A 21,607-nucleotide genomic window follows, 5' to 3' on the forward strand; every position below is an offset into this window, starting at 1 on the left:
CCGTTCGTTTCATCCACCTTCCCTCACCGGAGCCAAGACATGAAGAGCCTGATGTTGACCTTGACACGCGGCGCCCTCGCCGCGGCGCTGACCGCCTGCGGCATGGCGGGCGCCATCGCGGCCGATCTCAAAGTGGGGCTGAGCGTCTCGCTCTCGGGGCCCAACTCCTCGCTCGGCGTGCCCTATGCCAAGGGCATGCAGGCCGCGCTGGCCTACAAGGGCGAGGTCGAGGGCCGCAAGATCCAGCTCATCGTGCTCGACGACGGTTCCGACCCCACCACGGCCGGTCGCAATGCGCGCAAGCTGATCGAGGAGGAAAAGGTCGACGTGCTCATGGGCACCTCGGGCGTGCCGGCCGCCATCGCGATGGCACAGGTCGGCAAGGGCGCGAAGACGCCGATGATCGGATTGACACCCATCCTGCTGGATCCGGCCGACAACGAATGGGTCATGACCGTGGCGCAGCCCACGCAGCTCATGATCGATGCGGTGATCGAGCGCATGAAGCGCAACAACGTCAAGACCGTGGGCTACATCGGCTTCTCCGACGCCTGGGGCGACCTGGTCTACAACGCGATGATGAAGGCCGCACCCGCGGCCGGTATCAAGGTGGTGAGCAACGAGCGCTATGCGCGCGCCGACGCATCGGTCACCGGGCAGGTGCTCAAGATCGTGGCGCTGCGCCCCGACGCGGTGATGACCGGTGGCGCGGGAACGCCGGGCGCACTGCCTTTCCTGGCGCTGCAGGAGCGCGGCTTCAAGGGCGGCGTGTACGGCCAGCATGGGCTGATCAACCCCGACTTCGTGCGCGTGGTCGGCGCGGCCGGGCAGAACGCGCTGATGCCCACGGGGCCTGTGATCGTGGCCGAGCAATTGCCCGAGAGCCATCCGACCAAGAAGATCGCGACCGACTTCCGTGCCGTGTTCCAGAAGGTCAACAACGCCGCCACCAACGATGCCTTCTCGGCCTACTCGTTCGACGGCTGGCTGGTGTTCGCCGATGCCGCCGCGCGCGCCATGAAGAAGGCAGAGCCGGGCACGGCCGAGTTCCGGGTGGCGCTGCGCGATGCGATCTTCAGCACCAAGGAAGTGGTGGGCACCCACGGCGTCTACACCTTCAAGCCCGGCAGCCTCTACGGCGTGGACGAACGCGCGCGCGTGATCGTCAAGCTCGACAACGGCCAATGGAAGCTCGCACCTTGAGTACACGCGCGCGAACGATCCGGACAACAACGATCCTGCAGGGAGTTTCCTCATGACATGGGACGTGGCATTGATCCTCGTCACCGATGGCCTCGCCAACGGTGCCGTCTATCTGCTCGCCGGCCTCGGGCTGGTGCTGATTTTTTCCGTCACCCGCGTGGTGTTCGTGCCGTTCGGCGACCTCGCGGCCTTTGCCGCGCTGTCGCTCGCGGCCTTCGAGACCGGCCGCGTGCCGCCGACCATCGGCATGGTGGCGGTGCTCGCGGCGCTGGCGCTTGCCACCGAGATCGGCAGCCTGGTGCGCCGCGGTGAGGCTGCGCGCATTCCGAAGGCGGTGCTGATGTGGGGCGTGCTGCCTGCGGTGCCCTGCGTGCTCGCATGGCTCGCGGCGCGGCCCGGCGTGCCCGTGGCCGTGCACATTGCCGTGGCCGTGCTGCTGGTGGTGCCGATGGCGCCGCTGCTCGCGCGGGTGGTGTTCCAGCCGATTGCCGACGCCTCGGTGCTGGTGCTGCTGATCGTGTCGCTCGCGCTGCACTTCCTGCTCTCGGGCCTGGGCCTGCTGTTCTTCGGACCCGAGGGCTCGCGCACCACGCCGCTCACGAGTGCGGTGTTCACGCTCGGCGACGGTTTCACCGTCAGCGGCCAGGTGGTGCTGATGGTGGGCGCCGCGATCGTGCTCAGCGGGTTGTTCTTTCTAGTCTTCGAACGCACGGTGGCCGGCAAGGCCCTGCGCGCGACCGCGGTCAACCGCGTGGGCGCGCGGCTGGTCGGCATCCGGCCGGTGCGCACCGCGTTGCTGGCCTACGGCTGCGCGTCGCTGCTCGCCGGCCTCATCGGCGTGTTGATCGCGCCGGTGACCACGATGTACTACGACTCGGGCTTCATCATCGGACTGAAGGCCTTCGTGGCCGCGATCATTGGCGGTCTGGTGAGCTACCCGATCACGGCGCTCGGCGCGCTGGCGGTCGGCGTGGTCGAGAGCTTCGCGTCGTTCTGGAGCGGGGCGCTGAAGGACGTGATCGTCTTCAGCCTGCTGATACCCGTGCTCATGCTGCGATCGTTCCTGGCGGTCCACAGCGAAGAGGAAGAAGACGAGGTGGAGCAATGATGAACGCGAACCGCAAACGCATGGCGTTGATCGCCGGAGTGGTCGTCGTGCTGGCACTGCTGCCGGCGCTGGCGGGCAGCTTCACGGTCTCGCTCTTCAACGACATCGGCATCGGCGCCCTGGTGGCGCTGGGCCTGGTGCTGCTCACCGGCGTGGGCGGCGCCACGTCGTTCGGACAGGCCGCCTTCGTGGGCATCGCAGCCTATGCGACGGCATGGCTCACGACCACGCAGGGCCTGTCGCCGTGGATCGGCCTTTTCTTCGCGCTGCTGTTGACCGGCGTCTCGGCGTTGGCGATCGGCATGCTCACGCTGCGGCTCGGCGGACACTTCCTGCCGCTCAGCACCATCGCCTGGGGCCTGTCGATCGCAATGCTGTTCGGCAACGTCGATGCGCTCGGGCGCCACACGGGGCTGTCGAACATTCCGCCGCTGCATGTCGCGGGCTGGTCGCTCGCCGATCCGCGCGCGATGTACTACCTGATCTGGGCGATCGTCGGGCTGGCCTGCCTGTTCAGCCACAACCTGCTGCAGTCGCGCCCGGGCCGCGCCATCCGCGGACTGCGCGGCGGCGCCACGCTGCTTGCGAGCGTGGGCGCCGACGCCTACCGCGTGCGCCTCACGCTGTTCGTCACGGCTGCGCTCTTCGCGGGCCTGGCGGGTTGGCTCTATGCGCACATGAACCGCTTCGTGAGCCCGTCGCCGTTCGACGTTCGGGTGAGCATCGAATACCTGCTGATGGCGGTGGCGGGCGGCCTGGGCCACCTGTCGGGCGCGCTGGTGGGTGCGGCGCTGGTGCTGGTGCTCAAGAACGGGCTGCAGGACGTGCTGCCCATGCTCACGCAGCGCGCGGGCCAACTGGAGGCGGTGGCCTTCGCGACGCTCTTCATCCTGCTGCTGCACTTTGCGCGCGGCGGGCTGATGGGGCTGCTGCGACGCTGGACGCGGCGGCATGGCGGTACCTCGGGGGCTTCGCGCTACGAAGGGCCTGAAGTGGCGCCGCTCGCACACCGGCAGTTGCCCGCGCGCGGCACGCAGGTGCTGTCGGTCAAGGGCGCGGTCAGGCGCTTCGGCGGCCTCGTGGCGGTCAACGACGTGAGCTTCGAGGTCAATGCGGGCGAGATCGTCGGCCTCATCGGGCCCAACGGCGCCGGCAAGTCGACCATGTTCAACCTGCTGACCTGCACCTTGCCGATGAGCGCGGGCGAGGTGCGCTTTCTCGGGCGCGACATCGCGGGCATGCCGCAGCGGCAGGTCGCGCGGCTCGGGCTGGCGCGCACCTTCCAGCACGTCAAGCTGCGCCCCCACATGAGCCTGCTCGACAACGTGGCGCTGGGTGCGCATTCGCGCACGCGCTCGGGTGTCCTCAGGGCGGGCCTGCGGCTCGACCGCGCCGAGGAGCGGCAGATCCTGCAGGAGGCGCAGCGCCAGCTCGACCGCATCGGCCTGGGCGACCGCGCGGACGAACTCGCGGGCAGCCTGCCGCTGGGCACGCAGCGCATCCTCGAGATCGCGCGTGCGCTCGCGGCCGACCCGGTGCTGCTGGTGCTCGACGAGCCCGCGGCGGGCCTGCGCCGCAAGGAAAAGATGGCGCTCGGCGACCTGCTGCGCAAGCTGCGCGAGGAGGGCGTGACGATCCTGATCGTCGAACATGACATGGACTTCGTGATGAAACTCGTGGACCGGCTGGTGGTGATGAATTTCGGCTCCAAGCTCGTCGAGGGCGTGCCGTCGGCGGTGCGCGCCGACGAACGCGTGCAGGCGGCTTATCTGGGGAGCGTTGTATGACCGCCATGCTCGAGATCGGCGACCTGCACGTGTCGTACGGGCAGGTCGAGGCGGTGCGCGGCGTGTCGCTCGAACTGCAGCCGGGCCAGATCATCTCGGTGATCGGCCCGAACGGCGCGGGCAAGACCACGCTGCTCGCGGCGGCGATGGGCCTGCTGCCCTGCAAGGGAACGCTGCGCTTCGAGGGCGAGGACCTGCAGGGCCTCGACGTCGAATCGCGCGTGGAGCGCGGCCTGTGCCTCGTGCCCGAGAAGCGCGAGCTGTTCGGCGAGCTGACGGTGCTCGACAACCTGCAGCTCGGCGCCTATGCCAAGCGGCTGCGCGGCGACGCGATGAAGAAGCGCTTGCAATCGGTGTACGACCGGTTCCCGCGCCTGGCCGAGCGCCGCGCGCAGCGCGCCGACACGCTCTCGGGCGGCGAGCGGCAGATGCTCGCGGTCGGGCGGGCGCTGATGTCGGCCCCGCGGCTGTTGATGCTCGACGAGCCGAGCCTCGGGCTGGCACCGCTCATCGTGCGCGACATCCTGTCGATCGTGCGCAAGCTGCGCGACGACGGCGTCTCGATCCTGCTGGTCGAGCAGAACGCGCGCGCGGCGCTCGAGACCTCCGACCACGGCTACGTGCTCGAGACCGGCGAGATCGCGCTGTCGGGCGCGTCGGCCGAACTGGCGGGCGACCCACGCGTGCAGGCCACCTACCTCGGCGGGGGCACGCACGATGACGAGTGAAGCGCGCGCGCTGCCGCCCGGCCAGCGCACGCTGCCGGCGATGCTGCAGCGGCAGGCCGAGCGCTTCGCGGGGCGTCCGCTGGTGCGCATCGCGGGGCGGCAGTGGACGCACGGCGATGCGGCGGCGGCGGCCGCGGTGCGCGCCGGCGCCCTGGCCGCGGCCGGCGTGGCGCGCGGCGACCGCATCGCCGTGATGTGCGGCAACCGCATCGAGTTTCTCGAGGTCTTTCTCGGCGCCGGCTGGCTCGGCGCGGCGGTGGTGCCGGTCAACAGCGCGTCGATGGGGCCGCAGCTCGAATACTTCCTCGCCAACAGCCAGGCGAAGCTGCTGGTGATCGAGGCCGGATTCCTCGAACGGCTCGCGACGGCCGACCTCGCGCGCACGTCGCTGCAAGCGGTGTGGGTGGTTGGCGAGGCTGCCGCTGCGTGGACAGCGCCGGCAGGCGTGCGCGTGAGCCGCTATCCGCTGGAGGGGCCTTCGCTGCCAGCCGCAGACGTTCTGCCCGGCGATCCGCTTGCCATCCTCTACACCTCGGGCACCACCGGCCCCGCCAAGGGCGTGGTCTGCCCGCATGCGCAGTATTTCTGGTGGGGCGTGAACAGCGCCGAGGTGCTCGGCGTCGGTGCGGACGATGTGCTGTGCACCACGCTGCCGCTGTTCCACATCAATGCGCTCAACACCTTCGCGCAGGCCGCGTTGACCGGCGCGGAAGCGGTGTTCGAGACACGCTTCTCGGCGTCGGGCTTCTGGCCCGCGATGCGCGACAACAGCGCGACCGTGGTCTACCTGCTCGGCGCGATGGTGCCCATCCTGCTCGCGCAGCCCGAGGGCCAAGGCGAACGCGGCCACCGCGTGCGCATCGGGCTCGGGCCGGGCGTGCCCGCGGCGGCCGCACAGGCCTTTTTGGCGCGCACCGGCGTGAAGCTGCTCGAGGGCTACGGCTCGACCGAAACCAACTTTGCGATCGCCACCGCGCCGGATTCACCGCGCGGCGGCGTCATGGGCTGGCTGCGTCCGGGCTTCCAGGCGCGCGTGGCCGACGAGGGCGACGTGGAACTTCCGATCGGCGAAGCCGGCGAATTGCTGCTGCGTTCGGACGAACCCCATGCCTTCGCGAGCGGCTACTTCCAGATGCCCGAGAAGACGGTCGAGGCCTGGCGCAACCTCTGGTTCCACACCGGCGACCGCGTGGTGCGCGATGCCGATGGGGCGTTCCGTTTTGTCGACCGCATCAAGGACGCGATCCGCCGCCGCGGCGAGAACATCTCGTCGTTCGAGGTCGAGCAGGTGCTGCTGAGCCATCCCGGCGTGGCGGCCTGCGCGGTCTATCCGGTGCGCTCGGAACTTGCCGAAGACGAGGTGATGGCCGCGCTCGTTGCGCGCGAGGGCGAGCACATCGAGCCGGCCGCGCTGGTGCGCTTCTGCGAAAGCCGGCTGCCGTACTTCGCGGTGCCCCGCTACATCGACCTGCTGCCCGACCTTCCGCGCACGGAGAACGGCAAGGTGCAGAAGTTCAAGCTGCGCGAACGCGGCGTGACCGCCGGCACCTGGGACCGCGGGCCGGCGTCGCGGCCTGCCGCAAAGGCGGCCTGATGGCCGCATCGCCCGTGCTCGCCGGCCGCGCCGCCTTCGTCACGGGTGCGGCGCAGGGGCTGGGCGAGGCCATCGCGCGCGGGCTGGCCGAGGCGGGCGCGCGCACCGTGCTCGCGGACATCGATGGCGATGGCGCCGAACGCGCGGCCGCGCGCTTGCGCGGCACAGGCGCCGACTGCGTGGCCATGCAGCTCGACGTGCGCGACGAGGCGGCGTTCTCGCGCTGCTTCGATGCGGCCGCCGCGCGCTTCGGCGCGGTCGACGTGCTGGTCAACAACGCCGCACGCACCGCCTTCACCTCGCTCTGGGACATCACGCCCGAGGAGTGGGACGAGGTGCTCGCGGTCAACCTGCGCGGCAGCTTCTTCGGCTGCCGCATCGCGGGGCGTCACATGCGCGCGCGCGGGCAGGGGCGCATAGTCAACATCGCGTCCATGGCGGGGCAGCAGCCCAGCGCGGCCACGGGCGCGCACTATGCGGCCAGCAAGGCGGCGCTGCTGGCGCTGACACGCAGCTTCGCCGCGGAACTGGCGCCGCACGGGGTCACAGTCAACGCCGTCGCGCCCGCGGCGGTCAGGAGCCCCGCGCTCGACGCGCTCGATGCGGCGCGGCAACAGGCACTACAGGCCGGCATTCCGGTAGGCCGCTTCGGCGAGCCCGAAGAAGTGGCGGCTGCGGTGGCCTATCTCGCGTCGCCCGCAGCGGCCTTCATGACAGGCGCCACGCTCGACCTCAACGGCGGCCGTTTCATGCGCTGAAAAGGCGATGCGCCAAAATCGCGGTTCGAAAAGTTCATAAGTAAATATTTCAGGTATGCAAGCAAATCCACTCGCCGGACGCCATGCACTCGTGACCGGCGCCGCGCGCGGCATCGGCGCCGAAATCGCCCGCACGCTCGCGGCCGAGGGCGCCACATTGACGTTGCTCGGGCGCGACCTCGATGCGCTCGCGCGCGTGGCCGCATGGCTGCCGGGCCAGGGGCACGGTGTCGCGGCGGCCGACGTGGCCGACGAGGCCGCGGTGCGCGCGGCCTTCGCACAGGCCAGCGCTGAACGCGGGCCCGTCGCCGTCCTCGTGAACAACGCGGGCGCGGCAGAGAGCGCACCGTTCCTCAAGACCACGCCCGCGCTCTGGCAGCGCATGCTCGACGTCAACCTGACCGGCACCTTCCTGTGCACGCAGGCGGCACTGCCCGGCATGCTCGAGGCCGGCTGGGGCCGCATCGTCAACATCGCGAGCACTGCGGGCCAGAAGGGCTACGCGTACGTAGCGGCCTATACGGCGGCCAAGCACGGCGTGATCGGGCTCACCCGCGCGCTCGCGCTCGAGGTGGCGCGCAAGGGCATCACGGTGAACGCGGTGTGCCCCGGCTACACCGACACCGAGATCCTGCGCACGAGCGTGGCCAACGTGGTCGGCAAGACCGGGCGCAGCGAAGCCGATGCGCTGGCCGAGTTCTCTGCCGTCAATCCGCAGAAGCGCATCGTGCAGCCCGCCGAAGTGGCCGATGCGGTGCGCTGGCTCTGCGGCGAGGGCGCCGGCTCCGTCACCGGGCAATCGGTGTCGGTTTCGGGCGGAGAGGTGATGTGATGCGCAACGACGCCTCGCATGCGGCGCTCAGCGACGCCGAAGAACTGGGCCACGAAGCGCGCGCCGGCCACGACGACCACGCGATGCTCAAGCTCTGGCTGCGCATGCTGGCCAGCACCACGCAGATCGAGGCCGAGATCCGGCGCCGGCTGCGCGAGCGCTTCGGCATCTCGCTGGCGCGCTTCGACTACATGGCGCAGCTCCATCGCTACCGCGAAGGCCTCAAGATGCGCGTGCTCTCGCGCTACCTGATGGTGACCGGCGGCAACGTCACCGGCCTGACCGACGAGCTCGAACGCGATGGCGTGGTGGTGCGCACGCACAGCCCCGACGACCGTCGCTCTTGGATCGTGAGCCTCACGCCCAAGGGCCGCACGAGCTTCGAGGCCATGGCCAAGGAGCACGAACAGTGGATCCTCGAGATGTTCTCGGGGCTCGACATGAAGACCGTCAAGCAGATGCATGCGCAACTCGGGCAGCTGCGCGTGCACGTGATGCGCAGCGAGCCTGCGGGCGAGGAAGCGGCGTGAGCGCCATCGACGCGCCCGCCCAGACCGTGGTCGAGTTCCAGCGCGCGCGGATGATCCGCTTCTCGGACTGCGACCCGGCGGGCATCGTCTTCTATCCGCAGTACTTCGTGATGCTCAACGGCCTCGTGGAAGACTGGGTGGGCGAGGGCCTCGGCGTGGACTACCACGCGCTCATCGGCGGGAGGCGCATCGGCCTGCCGACCGTGCGGCTCGAGGCCGATTTCCGCGCGGTGAGCCGCATGGGCGACGATGTGATGCTCGGGCTCTCGGTGGAACGGCTGGGTTCGCGTTCGATCGCGCTCGCGCTGCGCTGCTTCGAGCCTGCGACCGGCGAGCTGCGCATGCAGGTAAAGCAGGTGCTCGTGACCACGTCGCTCGAAAGCCACCGTGCCGTGGCCGTGCCCGAAGACATCCGCGCTGCGATCCTGCGCGGCTTTTCGCCGCCGGCCTGAACGGAACAGGCAAAAAAAAACCGCCTGGGCGGGTAGAAAAACGAACTGGCGTTTGGACGCGAGACTTCTGTCGCGGTCGTTCTTGTTCTTCTTTTGGTGCGTGACAGCAGTTTGCAAGATGCCACGCCAAAGGACTGTCCGGCGTAGGCGGCGGCCGGAAGCAACTCGGATTGGCTGTGAAACCGTGAAATATTTCCTCTTCTTCCGAGAGGATCCTCTCCGGCCGGGGCGGCGTATCACCATGAAAAAAGCCTGCTACCGAGCGGTAGCAGGCTTTTCGTGTTGGTTGGTGGGCCCTGAGTGACTCGAACACTCGACCTACGGATTAAGAGTCCGCTGCTCTACCAACTGAGCTAAGAGCCCTTGCTTTTCAAACGCTTGGCGTTTTTTGGCAAGACCGCAAGTATAGCGTAAAAATTTTGGGGCTCAACGATTTTGTGCGCCGCAGCGGTAGCATGCGTCATCGGCGGCGGTCCACGCCCTTCACCAGGAGAACACTTCCATGACAACAGCAGACACAAGCACCATGCCGCATGTGGTGATCACCGGCGCCGCGGGCGCGCTGGGCCGTGCGGTGGTCCAGCACTTTCTTGCGCAGGGCGCACGTCTCGCGCTTGTCGACCATCGCGCGGACCGGCTGGCCGATGCCTTCCCGGGTCTCGACAATTCGCAGCACCTGCTGCTGGAGGGCGACGTGACCTCGGTCGACGAGATGTCGGCGCTCGCGACGCAGGCGCGAAAGGCGTTCGGCCGCATCGATGCACTGGTCCACATCGCGGGCGGCTTCGAGATGGGCGAGGCCACGCATGCGCTCACGCGCGCGAGCTGGAACCGCATGATGGACCTCAACGCCTGGTCGTTCGTGGCGGTCACGCAGGCGGTGCTGCCTTCGATGATCGAGCACGGCGCCGGCCGCATCGTCGCGGTCACCGCCAAGGTGGCTGCGCGCGGCCTGCCGGGCATGGCCGCCTACATCGCGTCGAAGAGCGCGCTGCAGCGCCTGGTCGAAGCCATGGCGGCCGAAGCGGCGCCGCATGGCGTGGCCATCAACAGCGTGGCGCCCAGCGTGCTCGACACGCCGGCCAACCGACAGGCGATGCCCGACGCGAATCCCGCCGACTGGGTGTCGACCTCGGTCGCGGCGCAGACCATCGCGTTCCTCGCCTCGCCCGCGGCAGCAGCGCTGCATGGCCAGCACCTGACGCTCGACACCTGAGAAGCGGCGCGCCCGGCCCACGGGCGGCACGCATCCAGAGGCCCCGGCACACACCGAGGCCTTTTTCACGGGCGCGCCCCGCGCTGGTGCACACGAGGCAGGCGCTTTGTCATGCACCCGGGCGGCGGACCCGGGGCACATGTCTCCCCGGGCCGGGGGCGCACGGCCCATGCGCGCAAGCGTGCCAATTCCTACAGTGACGCCACATCACCGGGAAATACGCATGGAATCGCACGAACTGCTGCCAAGAAACTTCATGAACCTGCTGCGCGAGGAAGCAGGCATGTCGTTCATGGAGTTCGCACTCATCGGCTCGCTCGTGCTGGCCGTGTGCCTGCTCCTGCTGCTCGCGGTGCGGCGCAGCGCCTGACCGCCGGCAGACAGGAGCATCAGGCCATGCGCGGACTCGACGCCTTCCTCGACCTGTTGACGGTGGCGGCACTGGATTTTCGCCTGGGCGGGCTGCTGGTGCTGCTGGCGCTGGCCGCGGTCAGCGACTGGCGCTTCTACCGAATTCCCAACTGGCTGACCTTCGGCGGCATGGTCTTCGCGGTGGTCTACGGCACCATCGCGGCGCGCACGCCGGCGGCAGGTGCGTCGCACGCGTTCGGCGGCCTTGGCCTCGGCCTAGCCATCATGCTGCCGTTCTACCTGCTCGGTGTGATGGGTGCGGGCGACGTCAAGCTGATGGCGATGGTGGGTGCCTTTCTCGGCCCCCACCAGACGCTGACGGCCATCTTCTTCACATGCATGGCCGGGGGCGTGGCCGCCATCGCCTTTGCCATCCACCGCAGCCGCCTCTGCCACATGCTCGCCAACGTGGTCTCGGGGATGGCCTGCATGCGGCCGGACGCGGCCGGCGACCTGCGCCAGTCGATCGGAAAGCTGCCCTACGGCATCTGCATCTGCGCCGGGACCGTGACCCAGATCCTCGCGAACCAACTGGGCTGGTTGAAATGAAAGGGAAAGAACAATGAACCAGGTTCTCCAGGCCCTCGGCCAATCGACCCGCGGGTTCCTGCGCGGCGAAGAGGGCGCTCAGCTGGTCGAATACGCGCTGGTCATCGCGGTGGTGTCGATCACGCTGGTCGTGTCGTTCAGGGCGCTCGCCGAAGACATCGGCGGCTTCGAGACGATCTTCGGTCGTCTCACGGCCTGCCTCGCCCGGTCCGTCTGTGATTGAGCGGATACCGCCGGGCGCGGCCTGCCGCGCTCAGTGCGGCGCGACGTGGAGCTGGTGCTTCATCGCGTAGATGTACAGCTCGAGGCGGTTCGCGACGTCGAGTTTCTGGTAGATCGACGTCAGGTGATTGCGGAAGGTGTGCTCGGTCACGAACAGCCGCGATGCGAGCGTCTTGTTCGGCGCGCCGCTGCCTTCGACGACGGCGCGGATGGCCTGGCGCTCCTTCTGCGTCAGGCTTGCGATCCTGGCGGCTTCGGGGTCGGGCCTGGCGGCCTTCTTCGGCGAAGTGAGCTGCGAGAACACGCGGCCCATCGCCTGTGCGTCGATGCAGAGTTCGCCCTTGTGGACGCGCTCGATCGCGTCGAGCACCTGTTCCGCAGGGGCGTCCTTGCACAGCACGCCGCGCGCCCCGCTCAGCACCGCGAGGTCGAGCGTGTGCTGCTGGCGCTCGGCCGTAAGGATGAGCGCACGCGACACCTCGTTCGCGAGCAGCATCGGCAGGATGTCGAGGGCGCTCTGGCCGGCCAGGTCGAGATCGAGCACGATCACGTCGGGCATCGTCGCCTCGCTTCGCTCCAGTGCCTGTTCGGCGCAGTTGGCCGTGGCGACGACCTTCATGCGCGGCTGTTCGCCGTCGATCAGCTTCGAGAGGCCCCAGAGCATGGTCCGATGATCGTCGACGAGCATGACGCTGATGGGTCGGGCGGTGGTTGGCTGCATGGGCACCTTCTCCTTGATTCAGATGGGTATTTCGACCAGCACGGCAGTGGCGCCGTCCCAGCCCCGACTCACTCTGGCGCTGCCGCCTAGGGCGGCTGCGCGTTCGCTGATGGAACGCGGGTGGAATTCGACAGGTTCCGCGTCGCAGGCATCGTTCTCGATGCGCAACTGCAGCTTGCCGTCGGCGCAGCCGATGCGGATGCGGCCGTGGTGCGCGTCGGTGTGCTTGCAGATGTTGTGCAGGCCTTCGCGCGCGAGCTGCAGCACTTCGGCCGTCATGCGGTCGTCGAGCTGTACGTCGCCCTCGACCACGATGTCGATGTCGATACCGTAGAGCACCTTGATGCGCGCGGCCTGGCGGTGCAGGTGCGGCAGGATGAACTCGCAGCGGTTGTCGGCGCCGTCGCGCACGGTGCCCGCGTAGTGGCGCAGTTCCGCCACCACGCCGTCGGCCATCGCGGCCAGCCGGTCGAGGTCGGCAATCAGCGGGTTGTCGGCCGACGCTTTCTTGCGCAGCGCGCTCAACCCGAGCTTGAGCCCGATGTAGGGCTGGATGGCAGTGTCGTGCAGGTCGAGCGAGATCTTCAGGCGCTCCTTCGAGGCGGCCTCCGAGGCCATGCGGTCGAGCACCTTGATCGTCTCGATCACCGGGATGACCTGGCTCATGATGTGCGCGAGGAAGGTCGCGTCGGCCTTCTGGAACAGCCCGCCGCGCGAGCCCACGAAGATTCGCCCCTCGCCCTGGCGCAGCGGCAGCGGCGCGCTGATGAAGGCGCGCACCTCGAGCATGGCGGCCACCGCGGCGCTGCGTGCGAGCCCTTGCGCATCCTGGGCAAGCCAGCGCTGCGTGCGCGGGGCGCAGATCTGGCCCTGCGCGCCCAGCAGGCTCAGCGGCCAGGGCCTGCGGTTGCTCAGCACGATGTGCTCGGCGCCCAACCCCATCAGCGGCGAACTCGAGAGCAGGTCGAGCGTTTCGACGCTCGCCGGCTTGCCCGGGTCGGCGTGTCCGAGGCTGCGCATGGCCCAGGGGCCGTTGGCCGCGTCGCGCATCAGCAGGATGCAATGGCTCGCTTCGAAGAAGGCCATCGTCTTTTCCATCGTGCTCGCGAGGGTGCGGTCGACACCGAAGCGCGGGTTCGACAGCCGGCTCACCTGGCTCAGCAGCGCGAGGCGCCGCTGCAGCGCCACTTTCGATCCGCCCCAGTGGCCGACCATGTGGCCCAGCGCCAGCAGGAAAGTGGCGCGCATGAGCAACTGCGGCGTGCTGTTTCCCGTGACGCTCGCAAGGCAGCAGGCGCCGAACGAGACCACCGATGCCATCGTGATACGTGCGCCTTCCTCGTAGCCCCAGCGGAACGATGACGTGAGGATCGCGAAGAAGTAGAAGAGGAAGTAGTGGCTGTGGATGCCGCCGGTCACGAAGATGAGCAGCGTCGACCACAGCACGTCGAACCAGTGGATCGCCTTGCCCTGGAAATACGGCTGGCCGCTGCGCGTGCAGGCGTAGACCCCGAGGCTGTAGAGCGCGTAGCCCGAGAACGCGAGCCAGGTGCCGCCGTCCAGGCGCCGTTGCGACTCTCCAGCGTCAACCGCAACGGCCAGCAGGGCCGAGATCGCCAGCACCAGCCGCATGCCCGCCACCATGAGCGCATCGGCGGCGATGCCTGGGTCGGGCCCGAGGGGCGGGCTGAGGGGTTTGGCTGGCACGGAGTTGGTTCCAGTCCATACCGCGGCTCATGCCTGCCCGTTCCAACAGGCCAAGGCGTCCGCACCCCGGAAGGGGAGGTGGGAGGACGTAACACCTTGGTTCACTTTGGATAGATATTTAATAAATGCGAGGCATTTACAGTACTACCTTTGTAGTCAATTGCAAACTTAATCTGAAAAACCCACTAAAGCAGTACGCTTTTGTTAACACAGGAGTGCAAATGCGAGCGGGAGCCGTTGGAGGTTGCGGCCGCAGCGCGCGCCGCAAAGAAAAAGGGCTCGGTGAAAACCGAGCCCTCGAATGGATTGGTGGAGAGGATGAGGATCGAACTCACGACCTCCGCATTGCGAACGCGGCGCTCTCCCAGCTGAGCTACCCCCCCAACGCAAGCCGAATTCTAACCAGATCGTGTCCGCCGGCGCAGGGCCGGCCAGTGCATGCCAAGATGCGCGTCCCCCCACAAGGAGCAGCATCCGCATGGCCGCGCACGACGATCCCGCCTGGCTCGAAGGCATGTACAACAACCTCTCCCGGGTCAAAGAGTATCCGGCGTATTTCTCGCGCTGGGCGCGCGAATCGGCCGCGGCGCGCGAAGCGCTGCCGTGCCGCATCGACGTGCCCTACGGAGGCGGTGTCAACGAGACCTTCGACATCTTTCCCGCGCCGGTGCCCGACGCGCCGGTGCTGGTGTTCATCCACGGCGGCTACTGGCGCGCGATGGACAAGCGCGACCATTCCTTCATCGCACCCGCATTCAACGACCGCGGTGTCTGCGTGGTGATGCCGAACTACGCGCTGTGCCCCGGCACGCCCGAGCAGCCGGTCACGGTGCCCGGCATCCTGATGCAGATGGTGCGCGCGCTCGAATGGGTCTGGCGGCATGCGGCGGCGCTGGGCGCCGACCCCGCGCGCATCACGGTGGCGGGGCATTCGGCCGGCGGCCACATGGCGGCTGCGCTGCTGGCCTGCGACTGGCAGGCGGTGGCGCCCGACCTGCCGGCGCAGCTGGTGCGCAACGCACTGTCGATCTCGGGCCTCTACGACCTGCGCCCGCTGCAGCGCACGCCGTTCCTGGCCAACACGCTGAAGCTCGGCGATGCCGATGCGCTGCGCGCGAGCCCGGCGCTGTGGCCGGCGCCCGCGCGCGGGCAGCTCCATGCGCTGGTGGGGGGCAACGAGAGCGACGAGTTCCTGCGCCACAACGCGATGATCCGCGCCGCCTGGGGCCGGCATGCGGTGCCGGTGTGCGAGACGCTGCCGGGCCTGGACCACTTCAGCATCGTCGATGCGCTGGCCGACCCGGCGCACCGGCTGCACCGGTGCGCGGTGCAGTTGCTGGAGGCCTGACGAAAGAGGAGGCCTCCGGGCCGGGCGCTACATCAGCAGGTGTTCGCCTGCGTTGTCGCCGCCGAGCGTGACGTAGTTGACCTTGCGGATGTCCATCAGCGTGCGCCCGCCCGCGTAGCTGATGGAGCTCTGCACGTCCTGCTCCATCTCGACCAGCGTGTCGGCCAGCAGGCCCTTGATCGGCTCGAGGATGCGCTTGCCCTCGACGTGCTTGTACTCGCCCTTGTTGAAGTCGCTGGCCGAGCCGTAGTACTCCTTGAAGCGGGCGCCGTCGACCTCGACCGTCTGGCCCGGCGACTCCTCGTGGCCCGCGAACAGCGAGCCGATCATCACCATCGAGGCGCCGAAGCGCACGCTCTTGGCGATGTCGCCATGGTCGCGAATGCCGCCGTCGGCAATGATCGGCTTGGTGGCCACGCGCGCACACCACTTGAGCGCGCTGAGCTGCCAGCCGCCGGTGCCGAAGCCGGTCTTGAGCTTGGTGATGCAGACCTTGCCCGGGCCGATGCCGACCTTGGTCGCGTCGGCGCCCCAGTTCTCGAGGTCGATCACGGCTTCGGGCGTGCCCACGTTGCCGGCGATCACGAAGGCGCCCGGCAGCTTCTGCTTGAGGTAGCCGATCATGTTCTTCACGCTGTCGGCATGGCCGTGCGCGATGTCGATCGTGATGTATTCGGGCACCAGGCCCTCAGCCACGAGCTGGTCGACCGTCTCGTAGTCGGGCTTCTTTACGCCCAGCGAGATCGAGGCGAACACGCCCTGGGCCTGCATCTCGCGCACGAACTTCACGTTGTCGAGGTCGAAGCGGTGCATCACGTAGAAGTAGCCGTTCTGCGCCAGCCAGAGGCAGATCGGCTCGTCGACCACCGTCTTCATGTTGGCGGGCACCACCGGCAGGCGGAAGCTGCGGCTGCCGAGCACGACGCTGGCGTCGCATTCGGAACGGCTCTCGACGCGGCACTTGCGCGGCAGCAAAAGGATGTTGTCGTAATCGAAAATCTGCATGGACTGGCTCCTCGGAAATTTCGTCCCAAAAAAACGAATGAGCGCTTGGTCCGGCCGGTTCTCGTGTGCTTTTCACCAAAGTGAGCGGGCACAAAAAACCGGGCGCAAGAAACTTGGGCCCGGTGATTGATTTTACGCAGTCCCACGAAGGCGGGTCTTCCGCTTCTTCATATAACCCCCATACGCGGCGGTTTCTACAATCGACGGATGTTGTTCAACGATCCTGCGGCTGATGCCCACCCCTCGGACCTGCCGCTGCTGCAGAACCTGAACCCGGAGCAGCGCGCTGCGGTCACGTTGCCTGCGGGCAATGCACTCATCCTCGCGGGCGCGGGCTCGGGCAAGACCCGCGTCCTGACCACGCGCATCGCCTGGCTGCTGCAGACCGGCCAAGTCTCCGCAGGCGGCATCCTGGCCGTGACCTTCACCAACAAGGCCGCCAAGGAGATGATGACGCGGCTGACGGCGATATTGCCGGTGAACGTGCGCGGCATGTGGATCGGTACCTTCCACGGCCTGTGCAACCGCTTCCTGCGCGCGCACTGGAAGCTCGCCAACCTGCCGTCCACGTTCCAGATCCTCGACACCCAGGACCAGCTCTCGGCCATCAAGCGGCTGATGAAGCAGTTCAACGTCGACGACGAGCGCTACCCGGCGAAGCAGACGCAATGGTTCATCGCGGGCGCCAAGGAAGACGGCCTGCGCCCCAAGGACGTGGAGATCCGCAGCGAGGACGACCGCAAGAAGGTGGAGCTCTACCAGCTCTACGAAGAGCAGTGCCAGCGCGAGGGCGTGGTCGACTTCGGCGAGCTCATGCTGCGCAGCTACGAGCTGCTGCGCGACAACGAGCCGGTGCGCGAGCACTACCAACGGCGCTTCCGCCACATCCTGATCGACGAGTTCCAGGACACCAACCGGCTGCAGTACGCCTGGATCAAGATCCTCGCGGGCAACACGGTCTCGGGGCACTTCGTGCCCGGTCCCAACAGCGTGATCGCGGTGGGCGACGACGACCAGAGCATCTATGCCTTCCGCGGCGCGCGCGTGGGCAACATGGCCGACTTCGTGCGCGAGTTCGATGTGCAGAACCAGATCAAGCTCGAGCAGAACTACCGCAGCTACAGCAACATCCTCGATTCGGCCAACGAGCTCATCAGCCACAACAAGAAGCGGCTCGGCAAGAGCCTGCGCACGACCCAAGGCCCCGGCGAGCCGGTGCGCGTGTACGAGGCGCCGAGCGACCTGGCCGAAGCGCAGTGGATGGTCGAGGAGATGCGCCAGCTCGTGCGCGACGACTTCGAGCGCAAGGAAATGGCCGTGCTCTACCGCAGCAACGCGCAGAGCCGGGTCATCGAGACGGCGCTCTTCAATGCCGGCGTGCCGTACCGCGTGTATGGCGGCCTGCGCTTCTTCGAGCGCGCCGAAATCAAGCACGCGCTGGCCTACCTGCGCCTGCTCGAGAACAAGGACGACGACACCAGCTTCCTGCGGGTGGTCAATTTTCCGCCGCGCGGCATAGGCGCGCGCACGCTCGAGCAGCTGCAGGACGCCGCGCGCAACGCCGGGCGCTCGCTGCACGACGCGGTGCACGCCGTGGGCGGCAAGGCGGGTGCGAACCTCACGGCATTCGTCGCCAAGATCGACGTGCTGCGCGAGCAGACGCAGGGCATCAGCCTGCGCGAGATCATCGAGCTGGTGCTCGACCACAGCGGCCTCGTCGAGCACTACCGCGCCGACCGCGAAGGCGCCGACCGCATCGAGAACTTGGAAGAACTGGTGAACGCGGCCGAGAGCTTCGTCACGCAGGAGGGCTTCGGCCGCGATGCGGTGGCACTGCCAGTCGACGAGCTGCGGCAGTCGCCCGCGAGCCAGGGCCTCGACCCGAGCCGGCCAGTGCTAGACGAACCGCTCGCACCCGACGCCGAAACGGGCGAGACGCTGAGCCCGCTCGCGGCCTTCCTCACGCATGCGGCGCTCGAGTCGGGCGACAACCAGGCGCAGGCCGGGCAGGACGCGGTGCAGCTCATGACGGTGCACGCCGCCAAGGGGCTCGAATTCGACTGCGTGTTCATCACCGGCATGGAAGAGGGCCTGTTTCCGCACGAGAACTCGATGAGCGACTTCGAGAGCCTCGAGGAAGAGCGCCGCCTGATGTACGTGGCGATCACGCGCGCGCGCAAGCGCCTCTACCTGAGCCATTCGCAGACCCGCATGCTGCACGGCCAGACGCGCTACAACCTGAAGAGCCGCTTCTTCGACGAGCTGCCCGAGGGCGCGCTCAAGTGGCTCACGCCGAAGAACCAGGGGTTCAAGCCCTCGGCTTTCGGCTACGGCGGTGGTTACGGCAGCACGCGTTCCGGGGGCGGCGGCGGCTACGGCGGGGGCAGCGGCTACGGCAGCAGCAACAAGGACAGCTTCGCGAGTCCGCCGGTGCCGCCGCAGAAGGCCGCGCCCTCGCACGGCCTGCGCTCGGGCATGCAGGTGTTCCACAACAAGTTCGGCGAAGGCACGGTGCTCGCACTCGAAGGCACCGGCGACGATGCGCGCGCGCAGGTGAAGTTCTCGCGCCACGGCGTGAAGTGGCTCGCGCTGTCGGTCGCCAAGCTCACGCCGGTTTGACGATGCCCGCGCCGCAGGCGGGCTGCGGTTTAGGTCGATAGTTCAAACTGCGGCCACCGTCGCCCTCGCGGCAGCGGGTTATTTCGCATCGGCGTGCCCAACGCGGCGAGAAATCGGGAAAGATGCGGCTTCTTCTGCCCGAAGGAGGTGCCGCATGAAGCCTGGTGCGAACTCATCGCGCCCCATGGTGTGTGTTGTCCGTTGGTCCGTGGCGTTGGCCGCGGCCTGGTTCTGCGCGGCCGGCGCACAGCAGCCGGTCGGCACCGCACCGGACACGCCCGCGGTCACGCGCATGGCGGTGGACGACGCCGCGATGCGCCGGCCACCGGTGCTCGAGGCCGTCGATGCGGCCGTTGCCGCGGCGGTTCAGTTGCCGGTGCCCATCGAGCCGCACCCCGCGCGCGAATGGTGGCTGTGGGGCGCGCTGTGCGTCGCGCTGCTGCTGCTGGCGGGCATGGTCTGGTCGCTGTTCGCGAGCCTGCGCAAGGACCGGGCGCGCGGCTGAGCGGCGCGTCTCGCGCCGCGTTCAGTTCGGGTCGAAGCTGTCGCGGAAGGTGAACCAGGTCGAGCTCAGCGACATCGCCGCGAGCACCAGCGCCGAGCCGACGATCAGCATGTTGCCCAGGAAGGCCGCCGAGCCCACGCTCATCAGCACGGTCGCGACCAGGCCCATGGCAATGCCCGCGAGCAGGAACACGCCGAACCAGGCCACCGCGAACAGCGCGTAGGCGCCGAAGTTGCGGAACAGCGCCACGATGCTGAAGAAGATGCTCTTGACCGGCTCGACGCGGTGCCAGTGCACCAGCGCGGGCGCATGCCACATGGCCAGCGACAGCGGCAGGTTCAGGCACATCAGGAACATGCGCGCGAGCTGGAAGTCGCTGCTTGCCATCACCTCGGGCGTGGGCGCCTGGTCGAGCAGGTAGGCACGCGCCAGTTCGCCGCCGTCGATGAAGCCCGTGAGCAGCACCGCGAGCGCGAAGTACACCGCCGAGATCACGCCGAGCTTGACGAGCGCGCGCCATTCGGCCCGCATGGCGCCGATCACCGCGACCAGCATCGCGGAGCCCATGGGCCGCTGCACCTGGCCCGCGGTGGCGGGCTGCGGCGGACCCTCGCCGTAGGCCACGGAGGTGGCGACCATCAAGCCCAGCGTCATGAACGGCAGCAGGATCGGCGCCAGCAGGCTGCCGACCAGCGGCAGCAGCGACACCGTGGAGATGATCGCCATCAGCAGGAAGAACAGCGAGATGAAGGCCAGCGGCTGGCGCCAGAAGGTCTTGAGCCCGAGGCGGACCCATTCGGCGCCGGTTCGCGCCGGCACGATGTGGAGTTTCATTTCTTGGGGCTCAGGCGGCCATGGACTCGAGCGATCGCGCCATGGCGTGCGGATGGAAGACGCGCTCGCGCAGCACGCGCTCGAAGTGCGCCGGGTCGTGCGGCTTCAGCATGCTGGCTTCGCGTGGCAGGTGAAAGTCCCAGAGCCGCGAGGTCCAGAAGCGCAGCGCCGCGGCGCGCAGCATGGCGGGCAGCAGGGCGCGCTCGGCCGCATTCAGCGGGCGCACGGTCTCGTAGGCTGCGAGCAGCGCGTCGGCGCGCGCGGCATCGTGCCGGCCGGTCGCGAGGTCGATGGCCCAGTCGTTCAGGCACACGGCGAGGTCGAACAGCCAGGTGTCGGTGCCCGCGAAGTAGAAATCGAACACGCCCGTCAGGCGCGGTGTGGCGCCGGCTTCAGCGTCGGCCTCGGTGCCGCTCGCGAACATCACGTTGTCGCGGAACAGGTCGGCATGCACCGGCCCGCGCGGCAGCGCCGCATAGGCCGCCGATTCGGCAACGTGGTTCTGGTAGGCGAGTTCGGCGCGCAGCAGGGCGGCCTGGGCCTCGTCGATGTAGGGCAGGACCACCGGCACCGTCTCGTTCCACCACGCAAGGCCGCGCAGGTTCGGCTGGATACGCGGAAAGTCGCGCGCCGCGAGGTGCATGCGCGCGAGCATGCTGCCGAGCTCGGTGCAGTGCGCGGCGTTCGGCGCCAGTTCGCTGCGGCCCGAAAGGCGCTGCACCAGCGCGGCCGGCTTGCCCGCCACCTGCAGCAGCAGTTCGCAGGGCGCCTGGGCGGGCATGGTGAGGGGGTGGCCCGAAGGCGGCGCGACGGCTGGGTCGGCCACGGGCTCGGGCACCGGCAGGCCGCGCGCGGCCAGGTGCTTCATCAGGCAAAGGTAGTAGGGCAACTGCTCGGCGCCCAGGCGCTCGAACAGCGTCAACACGAACTCGCCACGCTCGGTGGTCGCGAAATAGTTGGTGTTCTCGATGCCGCCCTCGATGCCGCGCAGTTCGCGCAGGGGGCCCAGGCCAAGGCGCTGCACGAGCGCGTCGGCCTCGCCGAACTCGACTTCGGTAAAAACTGCCATGGCGGTGCTCAGCGGGGTGCTGCCAAAGGAAGGCGCAGCACGGTCAGAACTTCATCACGTTCCAGACGCGCGCGCCGTTCCCGCTCGAGTCGCTCGGTCCGGGGCGGGCGGTGCCGGCGTCCTGCGGCAGCACCTCGTAGCCGGGCATGTTCGACTTGGGCTTGACGTTGATGCTCTGCGTGCGGCCGCCGTAGCGGACTTCGTCGACCGTGGCGCCGCTGTCCTCGGTGCGGATGTGCTCGATCTTCTGGTTGCGGCGGCCGTCGGTCTGCTCCTGGTTCTGTAGCGACTCGGCCGGCGGCGCGGCGGGCGCGGGTTGCGCCTGCAGGGCGGCAACGGGGGTGGCGAAGGCCAGCGCCAGCAGGATGCGGCGGGCGACCAGGAGTGTGGAGTCAGGCATGGCCGGATT

General features: G+C 68.4%; 22 protein-coding genes and 2 tRNA genes. 16 read left to right on the top strand and 8 right to left on the bottom strand.

The window, feature by feature from the left end; genetic code table 11:
- Positions 1 to 39: 39 nt before the first annotated feature.
- Genes AC3A6G_RS07815 through AC3A6G_RS07855 form a run of 9 tightly spaced genes read left to right on the top strand, consistent with a single transcriptional unit; the run spans position 40 to position 8,992 of the window.
- The gene (locus AC3A6G_RS07815) at positions 40 to 1,203 is read left to right on the top strand and encodes an ABC transporter substrate-binding protein (protein WP_487859700.1); all 1,164 of its coding nucleotides are present in this window, start codon (positions 40 to 42) and stop codon (positions 1,201 to 1,203) included.
- Positions 1,204 to 1,255: 52 nt separating this feature from the next.
- Positions 1,256 to 2,311, top strand: a complete 1,056-nt coding sequence (locus AC3A6G_RS07820) for a branched-chain amino acid ABC transporter permease (protein ID WP_487859701.1) — start codon at positions 1,256 to 1,258, stop codon at positions 2,309 to 2,311.
- Positions 2,311 to 4,098: a branched-chain amino acid ABC transporter ATP-binding protein/permease gene (locus AC3A6G_RS07825; RefSeq protein WP_487859702.1), complete on the top strand. Its 1,788-nt coding sequence runs from the start codon at positions 2,311 to 2,313 to the stop codon at positions 4,096 to 4,098. The genes AC3A6G_RS07820 and AC3A6G_RS07825 overlap by 1 nt, the downstream gene beginning before the upstream one ends.
- Positions 4,095 to 4,826, top strand: coding sequence for an ABC transporter ATP-binding protein (locus AC3A6G_RS07830; RefSeq protein ID WP_487863400.1), 732 nt, complete (start codon positions 4,095 to 4,097; stop codon positions 4,824 to 4,826). Before AC3A6G_RS07825 ends, AC3A6G_RS07830 begins: the two co-directional genes overlap by 4 nt.
- Positions 4,816 to 6,420 (top strand): ATP-dependent acyl-CoA ligase, encoded by a 1,605-nt coding sequence (locus AC3A6G_RS07835; protein WP_487873479.1) that lies wholly within the window; start codon positions 4,816 to 4,818, stop codon positions 6,418 to 6,420. The genes AC3A6G_RS07830 and AC3A6G_RS07835 overlap by 11 nt, the downstream gene beginning before the upstream one ends.
- Positions 6,420 to 7,178 carry an SDR family NAD(P)-dependent oxidoreductase gene (locus AC3A6G_RS07840; protein WP_487873480.1) on the top strand — a complete coding sequence of 253 codons (759 nt, stop codon included), beginning with the start codon at positions 6,420 to 6,422 and terminating at the stop codon, positions 7,176 to 7,178. The genes AC3A6G_RS07835 and AC3A6G_RS07840 overlap by 1 nt, the downstream gene beginning before the upstream one ends.
- A gap of 55 nt (positions 7,179 to 7,233) precedes the next feature.
- Positions 7,234 to 8,010, top strand: a complete 777-nt coding sequence (locus AC3A6G_RS07845; RefSeq protein WP_487873481.1) for an SDR family NAD(P)-dependent oxidoreductase — start codon at positions 7,234 to 7,236, stop codon at positions 8,008 to 8,010.
- Positions 8,010 to 8,540, top strand: coding sequence for a MarR family winged helix-turn-helix transcriptional regulator (locus tag AC3A6G_RS07850; RefSeq protein ID WP_487859707.1), 531 nt, complete (start codon positions 8,010 to 8,012; stop codon positions 8,538 to 8,540). The genes AC3A6G_RS07845 and AC3A6G_RS07850 overlap by 1 nt, the downstream gene beginning before the upstream one ends.
- A gap of 50 nt (positions 8,541 to 8,590) precedes the next feature.
- Positions 8,591 to 8,992 carry an acyl-CoA thioesterase gene (locus AC3A6G_RS07855; protein WP_487863887.1) on the top strand — a complete coding sequence of 134 codons (402 nt, stop codon included), beginning with the start codon at positions 8,591 to 8,593 and terminating at the stop codon, positions 8,990 to 8,992.
- 287 nt (positions 8,993 to 9,279) lie between these two features.
- On the opposite strand, the gene AC3A6G_RS07860 is transcribed toward AC3A6G_RS07855, so the two are convergent.
- Positions 9,280 to 9,355, bottom strand: a tRNA-Lys gene (locus AC3A6G_RS07860).
- A 139-nt stretch (positions 9,356 to 9,494) separates the two neighbouring features.
- Here AC3A6G_RS07860 and AC3A6G_RS07865 point away from each other — a divergent pair.
- From AC3A6G_RS07865 to AC3A6G_RS07880, 4 genes are all read left to right on the top strand, one after another.
- On the top strand, positions 9,495 to 10,208 hold the full coding sequence (locus AC3A6G_RS07865; RefSeq protein ID WP_487859708.1) for an SDR family NAD(P)-dependent oxidoreductase: 714 nt from the start codon (positions 9,495 to 9,497) through the stop codon (positions 10,206 to 10,208).
- Positions 10,209 to 10,431: 223 nt separating this feature from the next.
- Positions 10,432 to 10,578: a hypothetical protein gene (locus AC3A6G_RS07870; RefSeq protein WP_487859709.1), complete on the top strand. Its 147-nt coding sequence runs from the start codon at positions 10,432 to 10,434 to the stop codon at positions 10,576 to 10,578.
- A gap of 26 nt (positions 10,579 to 10,604) precedes the next feature.
- Positions 10,605 to 11,168, top strand: a complete 564-nt coding sequence (locus tag AC3A6G_RS07875; RefSeq protein ID WP_487873482.1) for an A24 family peptidase — start codon at positions 10,605 to 10,607, stop codon at positions 11,166 to 11,168.
- A 13-nt stretch (positions 11,169 to 11,181) separates the two neighbouring features.
- The gene (locus AC3A6G_RS07880; protein WP_487859711.1) at positions 11,182 to 11,391 is read left to right on the top strand and encodes a Flp family type IVb pilin; all 210 of its coding nucleotides are present in this window, start codon (positions 11,182 to 11,184) and stop codon (positions 11,389 to 11,391) included.
- Positions 11,392 to 11,421: 30 nt separating this feature from the next.
- On the opposite strand, the gene AC3A6G_RS07885 is transcribed toward AC3A6G_RS07880, so the two are convergent.
- The 3 genes from AC3A6G_RS07885 to AC3A6G_RS07895 all read right to left on the bottom strand — a co-directional run bounded on the left by AC3A6G_RS07885 (position 11,422) and on the right by AC3A6G_RS07895 (position 14,201).
- On the bottom strand, positions 11,422 to 12,111 hold the full coding sequence (locus AC3A6G_RS07885) for a response regulator (protein ID WP_487859712.1): 690 nt from the start codon (positions 12,109 to 12,111) through the stop codon (positions 11,422 to 11,424).
- A gap of 18 nt (positions 12,112 to 12,129) precedes the next feature.
- Positions 12,130 to 13,818 carry a sensor histidine kinase gene (locus AC3A6G_RS07890; protein ID WP_487873483.1) on the bottom strand — a complete coding sequence of 563 codons (1,689 nt, stop codon included), beginning with the start codon at positions 13,816 to 13,818 and terminating at the stop codon, positions 12,130 to 12,132.
- Between the two features lie 307 nt (positions 13,819 to 14,125).
- Positions 14,126 to 14,201, bottom strand: a tRNA-Ala gene (locus AC3A6G_RS07895).
- A 95-nt stretch (positions 14,202 to 14,296) separates the two neighbouring features.
- On the opposite strand from AC3A6G_RS07895, the gene AC3A6G_RS07900 reads away from it, so the two are divergent.
- Complete coding sequence (locus tag AC3A6G_RS07900; protein WP_487873484.1) at positions 14,297 to 15,166, top strand: alpha/beta hydrolase; 870 nt, start codon at positions 14,297 to 14,299, stop codon at positions 15,164 to 15,166.
- Between the two features lie 27 nt (positions 15,167 to 15,193).
- On the opposite strand, the gene AC3A6G_RS07905 is transcribed toward AC3A6G_RS07900, so the two are convergent.
- On the bottom strand, positions 15,194 to 16,171 hold the full coding sequence (locus tag AC3A6G_RS07905) for a GMP reductase (RefSeq protein ID WP_487859715.1): 978 nt from the start codon (positions 16,169 to 16,171) through the stop codon (positions 15,194 to 15,196).
- A 207-nt stretch (positions 16,172 to 16,378) separates the two neighbouring features.
- Between AC3A6G_RS07905 and AC3A6G_RS07910 the strand changes: the two genes are divergently transcribed.
- Both AC3A6G_RS07910 and AC3A6G_RS07915 read left to right on the top strand, forming a co-directional pair.
- The gene (locus tag AC3A6G_RS07910; protein WP_487873485.1) at positions 16,379 to 18,790 is read left to right on the top strand and encodes a UvrD-helicase domain-containing protein; all 2,412 of its coding nucleotides are present in this window, start codon (positions 16,379 to 16,381) and stop codon (positions 18,788 to 18,790) included.
- Between the two features lie 184 nt (positions 18,791 to 18,974).
- A complete protein-coding gene (locus AC3A6G_RS07915; RefSeq protein ID WP_487863407.1) occupies positions 18,975 to 19,295 on the top strand; it encodes a hypothetical protein in 321 nt (106 codons plus the stop codon).
- Positions 19,296 to 19,316: 21 nt separating this feature from the next.
- Here the strand turns inward: AC3A6G_RS07915 and AC3A6G_RS07920 are convergent, their stop codons facing one another.
- From AC3A6G_RS07920 to AC3A6G_RS07930, 3 genes are read right to left on the bottom strand one after another with little or no spacing between them, the layout of a single operon-like run.
- Positions 19,317 to 20,129 (bottom strand): BPSS1780 family membrane protein, encoded by an 813-nt coding sequence (locus AC3A6G_RS07920; RefSeq protein WP_487859718.1) that lies wholly within the window; start codon positions 20,127 to 20,129, stop codon positions 19,317 to 19,319.
- A 10-nt stretch (positions 20,130 to 20,139) separates the two neighbouring features.
- The gene (locus AC3A6G_RS07925) at positions 20,140 to 21,198 is read right to left on the bottom strand and encodes a homoserine kinase (RefSeq protein ID WP_487859719.1); all 1,059 of its coding nucleotides are present in this window, start codon (positions 21,196 to 21,198) and stop codon (positions 20,140 to 20,142) included.
- A gap of 43 nt (positions 21,199 to 21,241) precedes the next feature.
- Complete coding sequence (locus AC3A6G_RS07930; RefSeq protein WP_487863409.1) at positions 21,242 to 21,598, bottom strand: hypothetical protein; 357 nt, start codon at positions 21,596 to 21,598, stop codon at positions 21,242 to 21,244.
- Between the last annotated feature and the right edge of the window lie 9 nt (positions 21,599 to 21,607).

The organism is Variovorax sp. Soil_C_26, from assembly GCF_057657075.1.

What these genes read in the sequence shown, in the direction of transcription:
- AC3A6G_RS07815 (WP_487859700.1), top strand. Translation starts at nt 40, where the DNA reads ATGAAGAGCCTGATGTTGACCTTGACACGCGGCGCCCTCGCCGCGGCG.
- AC3A6G_RS07925 (WP_487859719.1), bottom strand. Translation starts at nt 21,198, where the DNA reads ATGGCAGTTTTTACCGAAGTCGAGTTCGGCGAGGCCGACGCGCTCGTG.
- AC3A6G_RS07885 (WP_487859712.1), bottom strand. Translation starts at nt 12,111, where the DNA reads ATGCAGCCAACCACCGCCCGACCCATCAGCGTCATGCTCGTCGACGAT.
- AC3A6G_RS07825 (WP_487859702.1), top strand. Translation starts at nt 2,311, where the DNA reads ATGAACGCGAACCGCAAACGCATGGCGTTGATCGCCGGAGTGGTCGTC.
- AC3A6G_RS07880 (WP_487859711.1), top strand. Translation starts at nt 11,182, where the DNA reads ATGAACCAGGTTCTCCAGGCCCTCGGCCAATCGACCCGCGGGTTCCTG.
- AC3A6G_RS07865 (WP_487859708.1), top strand. Translation starts at nt 9,495, where the DNA reads ATGACAACAGCAGACACAAGCACCATGCCGCATGTGGTGATCACCGGC.
- AC3A6G_RS07875 (WP_487873482.1), top strand. Translation starts at nt 10,605, where the DNA reads ATGCGCGGACTCGACGCCTTCCTCGACCTGTTGACGGTGGCGGCACTG.
- AC3A6G_RS07930 (WP_487863409.1), bottom strand. Translation starts at nt 21,598, where the DNA reads ATGCCTGACTCCACACTCCTGGTCGCCCGCCGCATCCTGCTGGCGCTG.
- AC3A6G_RS07915 (WP_487863407.1), top strand. Translation starts at nt 18,975, where the DNA reads ATGGTGTGTGTTGTCCGTTGGTCCGTGGCGTTGGCCGCGGCCTGGTTC.
- AC3A6G_RS07830 (WP_487863400.1), top strand. Translation starts at nt 4,095, where the DNA reads ATGACCGCCATGCTCGAGATCGGCGACCTGCACGTGTCGTACGGGCAG.
- AC3A6G_RS07855 (WP_487863887.1), top strand. Translation starts at nt 8,591, where the DNA reads ATGATCCGCTTCTCGGACTGCGACCCGGCGGGCATCGTCTTCTATCCG.
- AC3A6G_RS07845 (WP_487873481.1), top strand. Translation starts at nt 7,234, where the DNA reads ATGCAAGCAAATCCACTCGCCGGACGCCATGCACTCGTGACCGGCGCC.
- AC3A6G_RS07910 (WP_487873485.1), top strand. Translation starts at nt 16,379, where the DNA reads ATGTTGTTCAACGATCCTGCGGCTGATGCCCACCCCTCGGACCTGCCG.
- AC3A6G_RS07870 (WP_487859709.1), top strand. Translation starts at nt 10,432, where the DNA reads ATGGAATCGCACGAACTGCTGCCAAGAAACTTCATGAACCTGCTGCGC.
- AC3A6G_RS07900 (WP_487873484.1), top strand. Translation starts at nt 14,297, where the DNA reads ATGGCCGCGCACGACGATCCCGCCTGGCTCGAAGGCATGTACAACAAC.
- AC3A6G_RS07835 (WP_487873479.1), top strand. Translation starts at nt 4,816, where the DNA reads ATGACGAGTGAAGCGCGCGCGCTGCCGCCCGGCCAGCGCACGCTGCCG.
- AC3A6G_RS07905 (WP_487859715.1), bottom strand. Translation starts at nt 16,171, where the DNA reads ATGCAGATTTTCGATTACGACAACATCCTTTTGCTGCCGCGCAAGTGC.
- AC3A6G_RS07820 (WP_487859701.1), top strand. Translation starts at nt 1,256, where the DNA reads ATGACATGGGACGTGGCATTGATCCTCGTCACCGATGGCCTCGCCAAC.
- AC3A6G_RS07850 (WP_487859707.1), top strand. Translation starts at nt 8,010, where the DNA reads ATGCGCAACGACGCCTCGCATGCGGCGCTCAGCGACGCCGAAGAACTG.
- AC3A6G_RS07840 (WP_487873480.1), top strand. Translation starts at nt 6,420, where the DNA reads ATGGCCGCATCGCCCGTGCTCGCCGGCCGCGCCGCCTTCGTCACGGGT.
- AC3A6G_RS07920 (WP_487859718.1), bottom strand. Translation starts at nt 20,129, where the DNA reads ATGAAACTCCACATCGTGCCGGCGCGAACCGGCGCCGAATGGGTCCGC.